Consider the following 12481-nt stretch of genomic DNA (forward strand, 5'->3'; position numbering starts at 1 on the left):
ATGACAATATTTAAACTATGTATATTGGCTGGTGCGGCACTAGTCGGCACCATGAGCGTCGCTGCTCAAGCTATGACTCCGGCGCAGACGATGTTAGGTGACGCACCGAGTGTCCCTAAGAATATAGTGATCATGATAGGTGACGGTATGGGCCCCGCCTATACCAGCGCCTATCGATACTATAAAGACAACCCAGATACACAAGAGATAGAGCAGACGGTATTCGACCGCTTGCTAGTGGGAACCTCGAGTACATACCCAGCTAGAGTGAGTGGTTATGTCACAGATTCGGCAGCCGCGGCAACGGCACTAGCCACTGGGGTTAAATCCTATAATGGGGCTATCTCTGTCGATATCAATAAGCAGACGATTCCTACCATAATGGAAAAAGCTAAGGCTCTAGGACTCGCTACTGGAGTGGCGGTGACATCACAGATTAACCATGCTACTCCGGCCGCATTTCTCAGCCACAATGAAAGCCGTAGCAATTATGATGCGTTAGCTAAAAGCTACCTTACAACTGATACCGATGTGATGTTGGGCGGTGGCAAAAAGTATTTCCCTGTCAGTCTGATAGAAAAATTCCAGGCTAAGGGATATCAATACCTGTCGGACTTTAACCAGCTGGATTCTATCAAACAAGGTAAGGTCATTGGCCTGTTTGCCAATGTGCAACTGCCATGGGCAATCGATGATAATGACAAGAACAAGCTAAGCAAGATGACGGCTAAGGCCTTAGAACTCTTATCTCAACATGACAAAGGCTTCGTGCTGCTAATCGAGGGCAGTTTGATCGACTGGGCCGGACACAATAATGATATTGTGACGGCAATGGGCGAGATGGAAGAATTCGCTAATGCAATAGAAGTCGTAGAGCAATACATCAGGAACAATGACAATACGCTCATGCTAGTAACGGCAGATCACAATACCGGTGGCTTAAGCATAGGTGCCAACGGCGAGTATAGCTGGAATACCAGTATCATCAGGGGTGTACAAGCCAGCCCGGATTTTATCGCAAACGATGCCCTCATTCATGATGACTGGTTAGCACGAGTCAGCTTAAATTTAGGCTTCGAGCCGAATGAAGATGAAGCGTCTCAATTAGCGCGAGCACGTATGCAAGGTAAAGAGGTGATGACCACAAGCATAAAGCACCTCATAGATAGCCGCTCAAACACAGGCTGGACTACAGGCGGACACACAGGCGTCGACGTACAAGTATTCGCAACGGGTCCCGCAGCTAGCCTATTTGCAGGTTATCAGGACAACACAGATATCGCGAATAAACTCATCAGCTTACTGCCTAAAGCTAAGTCCAAGTCTCAGTCAAATAAATAACCACAAACACAAGCATTAACTCCCCAGCTTAGCGAGCTGGGGCAATGACTCTACTGGCCACACCCCATCACCCTCTATCTCATTGAGTATCCTGAAGGCCTTCCTCTCATCTATAGGCTTGGAGAACAGATACCCCTGAGCCAATTCACATCTGGCTGCGGCGAGAAAATCACATTGTTCCTGAGTCTCTATGCCCTCGGCAACCACAGTTCTGCCTAGGTTGTGTGCTAGATCTATGACTGTGGTGACAATATGAGTATCTACACTATTTTCAAGTACCCCTGAGGTAAAGCAACGATCGATTTTGAGTACATCGAAGGGTAGCTGCTTAAGGTAACTCAAGGAGGAGTAGCCGGTACCAAAATCATCTATGGCTATTCGAACCCCCAAACACTTCAATGACCTCATCGAGGACAAGGCTAGATCCACATTCTCGATCACACTCTCCTCTGTGACCTCTAACAGTAGACTTTGGGGGGGGATATTGTATTTTGACAAGATGCGTTGAACCAGAGGGATCAGACCAGGGTCCATATAATGTTTCGCCGACAGATTGACTGCAAGGTAGAGATCCTCCCAGCCCTGCTCAATCAGCCGGGCTAAGATAGCCCCTCCCTCTTCGAGCACGTAATTACCTACTTGTATGATGGCTTCACTGTCTTCAATATCGGGAATAAAATCTCCCGGCATGATCAGTCCTCTCTCAGGATGATGCCAGCGGATTAACGCTTCGAACCCTTTCACCTTGCCATCAGGGAGTGACACTATCGGCTGCAAGGAGAGTGACAGTTGCTTCTCTTCGATAGCTGCACCAATATCTTGCTCTATCATCAACTTGTTATTCGCCCTTTGTAGCATCTCTTGGGTGAACACTCGGTAATTGCTACGCCCAGCATCTTTAGCCTGATACATAGCCAGATCGGCATATTTGATCAATTCTTCTGCCCTGACATTATTGCTCTCACAATAGGCAACTCCAATACTGGTGGTGACGATCAATTTATGATGCCCTAACACTATCGGCTGTTGCAGGCAGGCAAAGATCTTATGAATAACCTTACGCACATCTTCTTCAGAGCGGATCCCCCTGAGTAAAATAAGAAACTCATCTCCCCCCTGCCTGAATACCGTATCCATAGCACGGACACTATGATTCAGCCTCTTAGCTACGATCTTTAATAGCTCGTCTCCCTGACTATGGCCTAATGTGTCGTTAATTCTTTTAAATTCATCAAGATCGAGAAACATCAAGGCGATCTTATCGTGAATACGTCCGACACAGGCGATCGTCTTCTTTAGCTCATGATTTAGCATGGCCTTATTAGGTAACCCCGTCAGGGTATCTAACATGGCGAGTCGCTCTAATTCACAAGTATATTCATCAACTTCCAACTCCAAATTCTGCAACCGCTCGGCAAGATTTAGCGTCGCAATATTGATCAAGTCCACCTCGTCGACAATGAGTGAAGATGTTTTAGGTGACAAGGCTTTGAGCGTATCAAAATCATGTTCTGCAAGCATAGGAAGCAGAGTTGCATGACGACTCAAACTAACCACAGGAGCCCAGGCAGCTAGGATGACCAGAATTCCAGATAAGACTAAGCTGAATAGCAAGGTGCCCAACATACTCTCCTGAAATTCATTGAGAAGAGACTGCCAATCACTGATATTGTTGATCACTAATATAGCCGGTGGGGATTCCCCTTTAGCCAAAGGAAAAATCCACAGGACAGATAGCTCATCGCCCACCTTATAAATACCTCCCCAGCTCTCTATCTGCTCCCAGGTAAATTGAGCCGCTGCTAGCTCTAACTGGAATAAGCTAGTGTGCTTATTACTTATGCTATAAACCTGTCTCCCCCAATAGCTTGGCCCCTTATCAGCATCTGTCGTCGGGGCTAACACAGCCAGGTCAAATGTTTCATTGATCCTAAATCTAGCCAAAATATCCGTCAGGCCAGACTCCATAAATAAAAAGTGTGGTTCGCCCTGCAACAAGTGAGGCACTAAGACCTGAATAACACACTCTCGATGGCATACGATGCGCCAATGTGGATCCAAGTTAACCGCTGCCGACTCAAACCAGCCTAGCTCTTCGCTTTCCAGTGACCTACCGGCATGGGCGAGCACCTGGCCAGATAGTGACATTAGACTCAAGCGTTCAAGCTCCCAGTAGAGTTGTAGATCTGGCCAATGAAGCGCTAACATGGCTTGGTAGCCAGATGGGCTTTGCTGAGCATCATTGACCAGCAATGCTATTTGTTGAGCCGCTGATAGTGAGTGCTCAACACTCAAAGAAATAGAGGTCTCGAGGTTTTGAGCTAGTTTATCCCGCTGAAATTCCAGTAAGTAATTCTGCTGATTGATGAGTTGCCTATATGCGAAGCCACCTAAGAAGCCACCTAAGATGGTGAGAATGATCAGTACCGCAACTAACAGTTTCCACTTAAGGCTGATAAATATTGTCCGAGATTCAGGCTGCATAGTCATAGCATCACCACTGGAGCCAGCAGCTTCCGCTTAACACTGATCAATATCGTCCGAGCTTCAGGCATGGCCAAAGTCATAGCATCACCACGGGAGCTAGTAGCTTCCACTTAACATTGATAAATATCGTCCGAGCTTCAATCAAGGCCATAGTCATAGCACCACCACTGGAGCTAGCAGCTTCCACTTAACACTGTTCAATATTGTCCGAGATTCAATCAAGGCCATAGTCATAGCATCACCACGGGAGCTAGTAGCTTCCACTTAACATTGATAAATAGCATCCGAGCTTCAATCAAGGCCATAGTCATAGCATCACCACTGGAGCCAGCAACTTCCGCTTAACACTGATCAATATCGTCCGAGATTCAATCAAGGCCATAGTCATAGCATCACCACTGGAGCTAGCAGCTTCCACTTAACACTGATAAATATCGTCCGAGCTTCAATCAAGGCCATAGTCATAGCATCACCACTGGAGCCAGCAGCTTCCGCTTAACACTGATCAATATCGTCCGAGCTTCAGGCATGGCCAAAGTCATAGCATCACCACTGGAGCTAGCAGCTTCAGCTTAACACTGATAAATATCGTCCGAGCTTCAATCAAGGCCATAGTCATAGCATCACCACTGGAGCCAGCAGCTTCCGCTTAACACTGATCAATATCGTCCGAGCTTCAATCAAGGCCATAGTCATAGTCATAGCATCATCACTGGAGCCAGCAGCTTCCACTTAACACTGATCAATATTGTCCGAGCTTCAATCAAGGCCATAGTCATAGCATCACCACTGGAATCGATAAGAAAGCTGCAGCGCAAACATTGACCAATGCTTCGACTGCTTGGATGGATCTGGGGCTACTATGGGGGTCACCCAAGACGCGCCTTCGACCCAATGAAATTCTGCGGCCAACAACCAATCACTATTTAAAAACCAACGAGCCCCTAAGGTCCAGTCATCTGTGTAAGAAAAATAAGCCGGCAGACCTGTTGTAGCCTCAAACTCCTTACCATCTGCATCATCTTTATCGTCTATATGTTTATCGAATCTCACAAAAAGTTCGACTTCATGGGGAAGATAGGCCCTAAAATCGAGATAATAGCCAATACCCGAGTCGACGAATTCATCGGCCATAGGCGGAAATACCAGGCCATTGATGAGCCTATCCCCAGTCATATATTCGGCTGTAAACTCTAGAATCCAATATCTTAATTGTCCCGAGACCACCCAATTTTTTAACCTTATATCACCAGGGTAATAAGTCTCTTCATAGGGATGGTAACTGACTTCTGCGTCGTAATAAGTGAGACCGAATCTCAGATTGTCATTTTGAAACTCTATATCTCCGGAGTAATAGCGCTCAGAACCGAAGCAACCTAACTTCTCGCTGCCCATCACATTTCGGTCTAAATCTTCGGTGACATCAACCTTGCCAACAGACACATGCCAATCAATGGCTCCGTTCCATATCTGATGCATACCAAACAGATCTCCTCCCTCTATATGCAATTGCGCATCACGAAAATAATCACTATAGATAGATTGAGGCAACATGATGCTCGGCCGAGTAAAGGGAACGTCTCTGGTACTGGAATAGAAACCAGTTTCATTTTTAAATAGCCCGCCACGAATACCTAGGATCCCGTCACCCACCTGATGGCTGTATTCGACAAATAGATAATCAAAATTAGCACCACCTTCGGCGAGACTCCCCCACTGCCGGTAACTGAGGGCGCTGGCAATACGTATGTGTTCCATAGGCTTCCATGACACAGCAAATGCCGCTTCGGTAATATTGAAACTAGTGTCATCTTCGCCAACGACGAACTGAGTATCATCGGCTGCGATAAATCCCTGTCCGACAAAACCATTAAGTTGCCATTCGGAGGAGTAAGAAAAAAATGAAACATGCATCAAGAATATGCCAATAAACCAATTAGCGGCTAGTTTCATAAAAACTCCTAGTCAGTCTATTCACACCGCCAATACTAAGATCTGCGACATAGCCTATCGCACCAGGAGTGCTTGCAATTTGCGCCTGCATCTCGGCTTCATTGTTTAAAATTATAGGCCGCTCTCCGGTGCCGGAATAAACTAAACGATCCCACCTTCGCTGTAACATATATGGCATCATATCTAGTTGTTTAAAACAGAATTCTTTATGAAGTTTTGAGCTGGGAGAAAGAATAAACACTTGAATTTTTTGACCGTCGGGCCAATAGATTTTTTGCATCGAAAAAATCAAGCGTAACTCTTGAGCGGGTAAGGGAAAATCGATGGCTGAATTATTCACTATGACCTGAGCTGCGCTCGAGTGAGAACAAAAAAGATACAGCATTAACATCCATGTAGCCAAGAGGCGCATTAACCAGTCTCCTTACTATTCTTTATCCACACATAAGCGATTTATAAGCCATGCCACTGCACCAGCAAACCAAGAAGATACATACCTAGTTCACGTATCTACAGCTTAGGCAAAGAATGCTTATACCGCTTAAAAAATATTGCCTAAAGGAGAGAATTTACACTGAAATATCTGGGTTCAAATGTTTTCAAAAAAAATCCACTCCTTTACTATTTACTCCAAGTCGTTACTAGTAATAGTGATTTATTTTAAATAGCCTCCATGACCCTCATAAGCAAATTTAGAAATATTCACTTACCTAAAGTCTTAATCTAATCCATATCTGTATATATCAGACTAAAAACTGATAGAGATCTTTAATTTTAAGATATAATAGGCGCTCAAATTTCCTAACTGTGGTCGTCGTGTTAACTAATCCATCTCAAGTCATTCTTAGAAATAGTAATTTATTCGATAATCAAAATGTATTAGTAATCAATTATGAAGACGATCATCTGCCTAAGCATCTATTAGAGCATGCCAATAAGGTCACCGCACTGGCTCTGGACTACCATCATCACCTGCAAATGGAGCCTGAAACCAGTTCAGAACTGTCGATATTTTTTGGCCATAGCCTGCCAAATGACGAACTGTTTGATACGGCGATCATTTATTACCCTAAGGCGAAGGCACTTGCCGCCTACCTCATAAACTTAGCCGGCCAGCACTTGAAGCCTGGTGGACAGCTAGTGGTAGTGGGTGAAAATAAAGGCGGCGTTCGCTCTATAGTCAAACAGATCCCTGCCTATTTTGATAAGCCTTTTAAAGTAGACAATGCTCGCCACTGTCTACTTTATATCAGTGAGCTTATCGACCAGGCTCCCAAGATTAAACTTGCTGATTGGGTCAGTAAATATCAGTTAGATACTCCCCAAGGCGAAATTACTGTGTGTAACTTAGTCGGGGTATTTAGTGAGAAAAGATTAGATGAAGGTACCAAGTTATTGCTATCTAATCTGCCAAGGATGAAAGGCAGGGTATTAGATTTCGGCTGCGGCGCCGGCGTCATTGCAGCCGCCTTGCTCAAGGCACAGCCAAAACTACAAATTGAATGTGTCGATATCAATGCCATGGCCCTAGCTTCTTGCGAGCTCACATTAAAAGCCAATAATTTTATTGCCGCAACCTATCCATCTGATGGCTTAAACCAAACTCAAGATAAATTTGATGGCATCATCTCTAACCCGCCATTCCACGATGGGCTCAAGGGCACTACCGAAATAGTGAAAAACTTTGTAAGCGATAGTGTAAAAAAACTAAAAAAAGGTGGAGTGTGGCACATAGTAGCCAATCGACATCTAGCCTATAGCGATATCATTCTAGATAATTTTGGTCAGGTAAACGTGATCGCCGAAAACAACAAATATAAGATTTATTCTAACAAATTCAATAAGTAGTTCCCTTTCAGTAATTCCGACAAATTAAACAAAAGGGCCGATAAATCCACTTTCGGCCCTTTTGTTGCTCAAAATCAATTTAGTATCAATCTTTTAGACTCCATTCAATTTTCAGTCAGTTAGGGCTTCTTAGCCGAAACTTTATACTGTTATACTCGGACAGTAGTAAAGCAATACAAACCCCATAAAAATAATAATTAATCATTACATCGGAATTGACTATGCTATCTCCAGAACTCATTGAACTAAGTGCCGATAACAGCTTTGCCGAATTTAAGGTGACACCTAACACACATGGTCCACTCACTGAAGCTGCGATCCTTACTCTTCTGACACTCCCTGATTTCGACTGCCTCTTTCCCCTCGAACCTAGCATTCAAAAAGCAGTCATTCAGGTCAATCAACTCTGTGGCCAAGATGACGGTCAATTCGAACAGTTTTTTCAAATAGCCGAGCGTCGCGACGGCCTGATTGAAGTAGAGATAAATGAAGATAAGATGAGCGCGCAGATGCAACTCACGGCGTCTTGGGGGGGGAATGAAGTCACTATCCAAGATATCTTGAAATCACTCAAAACCAATAATGTAGGCATGGGGCTGAGTAAAGTTAAGATTCAGACCCTGTTGAAACAGTTAACTCAACTTCAGCCTGGTGAGACTTGTCGTAGTGTCATAGCAACAGGAAAACCCAGTGTAAATGGCACCAACGCCAAGCTTGAACGCAAAGTGCCCCTCGCCAGAGAACGTTTATTGCAACCCCAAGAGAGGGAAGATGGCACAGTAGATATGCGTAATTTAGGTTCCGTCATCATGGTGAAACCTAAAGATCTCTTGATGGTGAAACACCCGGCAACACTGGGGAGTAAAGGTTATAACATACATGGTGAAGTGCTATTCCCTGTACCCGGAAAAGATCTCCAGCTCACAGAAGGCGATGGATCTGGGCTAGATCCAGCCAATTCGAATCACCTGATCGCGATAGTAGCAGGCCAGCCCGTCGAGACTAAGACAGGCATGAAAGTCGATGATGTGCTCAACATCAAGGATGTTGATGTTGGTTATGGCAACGTCGACTTTAAAGGCAGCGTAATGATCACAGGAGATGTACACGAAGGCATGGTAGTAAAAAGCTCCGGGGACATTACCGTAATGGGCTTTGTCGATTCATCGACCTTAATAGCAGAAGGCGATGTGATTGTTAGTAAAGGGATCATAGGCAGACAGCTCAAAGAAAATGAACTATCGACTAAAATCCAGGCTAAAGGCCAGATTTGCGCTCAATTTATCCAGTATTCAGATCTCGATGCTCAGGGGGAGATACTCGTCACTAAACAGCTACTTCACAGTCACACCAAGACCAAACAGAAGCTCACAGTCAGTGATGCAAATGGACGAAGAGGCGATCTCGTTGGCGGCATAGTTAAAGCCGACAAGGGGCTTAAAGCCGTGATAATAGGTGCAACCGCAGGCACTAAAACGGAAGTGTTTTGTGCCATGAAACAGAGTGACCTGAAGAAAAACCTAAAAGAGCTAGATCAAAGTATTAAGTCTATGTTTGTGGCTAAGTTAGAGATCCAAGCCAGACTCAAGAAACTGCCCCCCAAGAGTGAATGGCAAGGTGATGCCATGATGGTAGAACAAGTCAAAATGATGCTGGATGAGAAGCAACGCATGCTAGATGAACTCGCAAGGGAAGAGCTCGAATATGCCTTGATCAAGCAGGAAATAGATGGTTATTACCAAGAAAACCGCATAGAAGCTCATAAACACATTTTTGCCAATGTCGAGATTCATATAGGCCAAGCCTTTAACCGAACTCAGAGAGAACACGGTACCTGTATGGTATTCAATCAAGATCAAGAGATCACCTTCGATTATAACAATCGCAGTTAGTGCCCTAAGCTTAATGACTCAGCATGCTAAGGTTCTAATTTAGTGGCCTTGGCTTAGTGGCTCTGGTTTAATCCCTAAGGATTCAAGTCAGGGCTGCAAGTGTCATAGCTGCTCTGCTTATATTTTAACTAACTCTTACTCGTTAAATCTAGACTTTACCCTCTCGCTTCCCCCAAACTTTCCATGCATAATCCCCCCATAAAACCTATTGAATAACAAAAAATCTAAGAGAAAATTTGTGGAATTATTAAAAATTGATTGTTTAGGTAAGGAGCTTAGATTAGAAGGCTCTATGGCGGGTTGGCAACAACTTTTTTGGGGCGATACCTTAGTCTCCGTCAAGCAGGCTTCTATAGATAATGAGGGGCTAAAAAGCCATGATTTTGAACTCTCCACTCAAGTTAATCCTGTCAATATCGATACAGCCCCTGAACAAGCTATACCAAGCCAAAGGATAAAGATAAGTCTTGAAATCGATCTCATTTGGCAACCATTTAACTTAGATTATCGCTTAATGAAAGATGGCTCTTTGGTAGATCAAGGTAGTAGAAACAGCAAAGACATCGAACGACAAGTGCCGGTAAAGCCTGTCGAAGCGAAACGCAAAGTCAGTTTAGTCGGCTTGGCTTCCTTGGGATTCAAGCTACTTAAAAGCGCAAAAGTCATTAAGCTTGTTTTAGCCGGTGCCAGTGTGGCCGCTTATTCCTGGTTATTCTCTTTCCAGTTTGCCTTAGCCTTGATCGCCTGTTTGGTATTTCACGAATATGGCCACATCAGAGCCATGAAACATTTTGGCATGAAAACCAAGGGCATCTACCTGATCCCATTTATGGGAGGACTAGCCCTCAGCGACGAGAAGATCAACACTCGCTGGCAAGACGTAGTGATATCTATCATGGGGCCAACCTTTGGCCTACTCATGTCCATCATGGCTTTGATAGCCTACTGGTTAACTGGCAACGTGTTTTTCGCCGGTCTTGCCGCATTTAACGCCCTGTTAAACCTATTTAACCTATTACCTATACTCCCACTTGACGGTGGACACATCTTAAAGAGCATCAGCTTTTCCATGAACAGCATCTTAGGTCTGGCCGCCTGTGTCGCCGGGGCTGCTGTGGGCGTCTATCTAAGCTACACCTTAGGCTTGGCATTATTAGGATTTCTGCTTCTTATAGGTAGCTTAGAGATAGTATTCGAATGGAAGACACGCCATCAGAGTCATCTGTTACCTCTGGACAGGTATGGACAGATATTCTCGACTGTATGGTATTTTCTCACCGTGGGAGCCCTCATTGGCATCATCTGGTATCTGGCAGGCTCGGGAGACGACATCTTGGGTTTACCGCTGAAGATATTGCAGAGCTAAACATTGATTACTATAAAAATCTAGAGTAAAAGACTCTATTGAATAGGGAGGTTTGGCCTCCCTTTTTAGTACCTGAAAAATAATGCCACTGAATTTCAGGCATAAAAAAACCTGCACAATGGCAGGTTCCTTTATTCGATTGGTACCGGAGGACGGACTTGAACCGTCACGCTCGAAAGCAACGGATTTTGAATCCGTCGTGTCTACCAATTCCACCACACCGGCTTAATCAAATAGACTTACTAAAGTAGCGAGTACCTTAGTAAGTGTCGGCATTATACCTTTGAGGCGGCTAATGGCAAGTCTTTAAAAGCAGAAAATAACTGACCGAACAATTTTCACTCTCATCTGAGTATTTATACCTCACATAGGAATAATGAGTCCCCATCGATTAACTTATATCACTCCCAATCCTGAGAGGTCGAAATAGCCAAATGAGATCCAGCGCACAAATTTAACACTTCACCCTCAGACTATTAACGATTCGATTCAATTCTTGATCGAGATCAGCAAATTAACATCGAAACAAGATTAGCTTAGGGGTATGCACTAGAAATTGATTTTTGAAAGAGGACTTCACTATGGCTTTTTGGTTAGATTTGATGTTTGGCAACGCTATCGGACTGATGTCAATGATCGTTATTTTCTGCACCATAGGTATCATGGGATACCTTATGTGGATGTTTATTCAGAAATCTAAGCCAGAATAAATAAACCGATTTCGATAAATTGCACCTTAAACTTATGTTTCTTCTTATATAAATGGGGCATATTATTTTGCCCCTATTTTTTATAATTCAAGCTCTAGACTCCCGCCTATGCTGACTTCAAACACTCAAACTCCAGCAGCATAATTGCTTAGACACTATCATTCATTAAGCATGATTTTAGTAAAATACTTAGCAGTGGCATCAGCCTAAGCAGCATGCTTTCTCGGGGTTGTCACGTTATTGGCAAAAGTGGGTCTGGCTTTAATCAGGTTTTTCATCTCTTCCTGGCTAGGCTCCCCTACCGGCAATCTTAGCACTTGTCGATTTAGATAAATTCTTGCACGCATGGAGATCTTGTAATCCGATGTTGAGCCTTGTATTGCATAATTCTTTTGATTACCCAACAGCTCTATGATGCTAGTCGCCAGTAGACTTTTAACTGCAGGTTCATTTTGCGGTAGAGTCAATACGGTCTCACCCTGGAGAAAAAATTCACGCAAAAGAGCGCGCTCAGTCGGATCCAATAGCCTCACTTTCTCTTCGATAATCTCGGTAGTCCGCTTTATTTTTAACGCACTGATAGCCTCATCTAAGAAATAATTCACCACTTGAGTGATCAAGTAAGCGATGCCAATAATGAAACCCAATCCGATGAAATGTGAATTAGCACTAACAGCAGCTTCTAAGTGAACTGATGTCAAAATACCTACAGGTGCAAATAGTAAGGCCCCACTCACGATAGCCAACCAAAGCATAGAGCTGAAGATCAGCTGCTTAGGCATCGAAGGTTTAAATATCTGTGTGTTTATTTTCTGCATAAGGATACCTAGTGTCAAAAAACTGTACTTATACAAGGTAAAAGCAAAATTAATGCCACAAATAGA

Annotated in this window: 9 protein-coding genes and 1 tRNA gene; 5 read left to right on the top strand and 5 right to left on the bottom strand. The window is 44.0% G+C overall.

Features of this window, described 5'->3' with window-relative positions; translation table 11 throughout:
* On the top strand, positions 1 to 1341 hold the full coding sequence (locus SVI_RS17385) for an alkaline phosphatase (protein ID WP_083779945.1): 1341 nt from the start codon (positions 1 to 3) through the stop codon (positions 1339 to 1341).
* Positions 1342 to 1356: 15 nt separating this feature from the next.
* Here the strand turns inward: SVI_RS17385 and SVI_RS17390 are convergent, their stop codons facing one another.
* The 3 genes from SVI_RS17390 to SVI_RS17400 all read right to left on the bottom strand — a co-directional run bounded on the left by SVI_RS17390 (position 1357) and on the right by SVI_RS17400 (position 6166).
* Positions 1357 to 3831 (bottom strand): putative bifunctional diguanylate cyclase/phosphodiesterase, encoded by a 2475-nt coding sequence (locus tag SVI_RS17390; RefSeq protein WP_013052953.1) that lies wholly within the window; start codon positions 3829 to 3831, stop codon positions 1357 to 1359.
* A gap of 780 nt (positions 3832 to 4611) precedes the next feature.
* Complete coding sequence (locus SVI_RS17395) at positions 4612 to 5781, bottom strand: hypothetical protein (RefSeq protein ID WP_041420064.1); 1170 nt, start codon at positions 5779 to 5781, stop codon at positions 4612 to 4614.
* Entirely contained in the window at positions 5765 to 6166 is a 402-nt protein-coding gene (locus SVI_RS17400; RefSeq protein ID WP_231847748.1) for a hypothetical protein, read from the bottom strand. The genes SVI_RS17395 and SVI_RS17400 overlap by 17 nt, the downstream gene beginning before the upstream one ends.
* A gap of 431 nt (positions 6167 to 6597) precedes the next feature.
* Here SVI_RS17400 and SVI_RS17405 point away from each other — a divergent pair, with 431 nt between their 5' ends.
* The 3 genes from SVI_RS17405 (at position 6598) to SVI_RS17415 (ending at position 10887) form a co-directional block, all read left to right on the top strand.
* Positions 6598 to 7629, top strand: coding sequence for a methyltransferase (locus SVI_RS17405; protein ID WP_013052958.1), 1032 nt, complete (start codon positions 6598 to 6600; stop codon positions 7627 to 7629).
* Positions 7630 to 7850: 221 nt separating this feature from the next.
* On the top strand, positions 7851 to 9521 hold the full coding sequence (locus tag SVI_RS17410) for a DUF342 domain-containing protein (RefSeq protein WP_013052959.1): 1671 nt from the start codon (positions 7851 to 7853) through the stop codon (positions 9519 to 9521).
* A 238-nt stretch (positions 9522 to 9759) separates the two neighbouring features.
* Entirely contained in the window at positions 9760 to 10887 is a 1128-nt protein-coding gene (locus SVI_RS17415) for a site-2 protease family protein (protein ID WP_013052960.1), read from the top strand.
* A gap of 140 nt (positions 10888 to 11027) precedes the next feature.
* On the opposite strand, the gene SVI_RS17420 is transcribed toward SVI_RS17415, so the two are convergent.
* Positions 11028 to 11112 (bottom strand) — tRNA-Leu (locus SVI_RS17420).
* Between the two features lie 356 nt (positions 11113 to 11468).
* On the opposite strand from SVI_RS17420, the gene SVI_RS20930 reads away from it, so the two are divergent.
* On the top strand, positions 11469 to 11597 hold the full coding sequence (locus tag SVI_RS20930; RefSeq protein WP_013052961.1) for a DUF3149 domain-containing protein: 129 nt from the start codon (positions 11469 to 11471) through the stop codon (positions 11595 to 11597).
* 206 nt (positions 11598 to 11803) lie between these two features.
* On the opposite strand, the gene SVI_RS17425 is transcribed toward SVI_RS20930, so the two are convergent.
* Positions 11804 to 12415, bottom strand: a complete 612-nt coding sequence (locus SVI_RS17425) for a superinfection exclusion B family protein (RefSeq protein WP_013052962.1) — start codon at positions 12413 to 12415, stop codon at positions 11804 to 11806.
* Positions 12416 to 12481 lie beyond the last annotated feature (66 nt).

It is taken from the genome of Shewanella violacea DSS12, assembly GCF_000091325.1.
Classification (GTDB): Bacteria; Pseudomonadota; Gammaproteobacteria; order Enterobacterales; family Shewanellaceae; genus Shewanella; species Shewanella violacea.

Excerpts from the sequence above, each read along its gene's own strand:
- SVI_RS17385 (WP_083779945.1), top strand. The coding sequence starts at position 1 with ATGACAATATTTAAACTATGTATATTGGCTGGTGCGGCACTAGTCGGC.
- SVI_RS17390 (WP_013052953.1), bottom strand. The coding sequence starts at position 3,831 with ATGACTATGCAGCCTGAATCTCGGACAATATTTATCAGCCTTAAGTGG.
- SVI_RS17395 (WP_041420064.1), bottom strand. The coding sequence starts at position 5,781 with ATGAAACTAGCCGCTAATTGGTTTATTGGCATATTCTTGATGCATGTT.
- SVI_RS17400 (WP_231847748.1), bottom strand. The coding sequence starts at position 6,166 with ATGCTGTATCTTTTTTGTTCTCACTCGAGCGCAGCTCAGGTCATAGTG.
- SVI_RS17410 (WP_013052959.1), top strand. The coding sequence starts at position 7,851 with ATGCTATCTCCAGAACTCATTGAACTAAGTGCCGATAACAGCTTTGCC.
- SVI_RS20930 (WP_013052961.1), top strand. The coding sequence starts at position 11,469 with ATGGCTTTTTGGTTAGATTTGATGTTTGGCAACGCTATCGGACTGATG.
- SVI_RS17425 (WP_013052962.1), bottom strand. The coding sequence starts at position 12,415 with ATGCAGAAAATAAACACACAGATATTTAAACCTTCGATGCCTAAGCAG.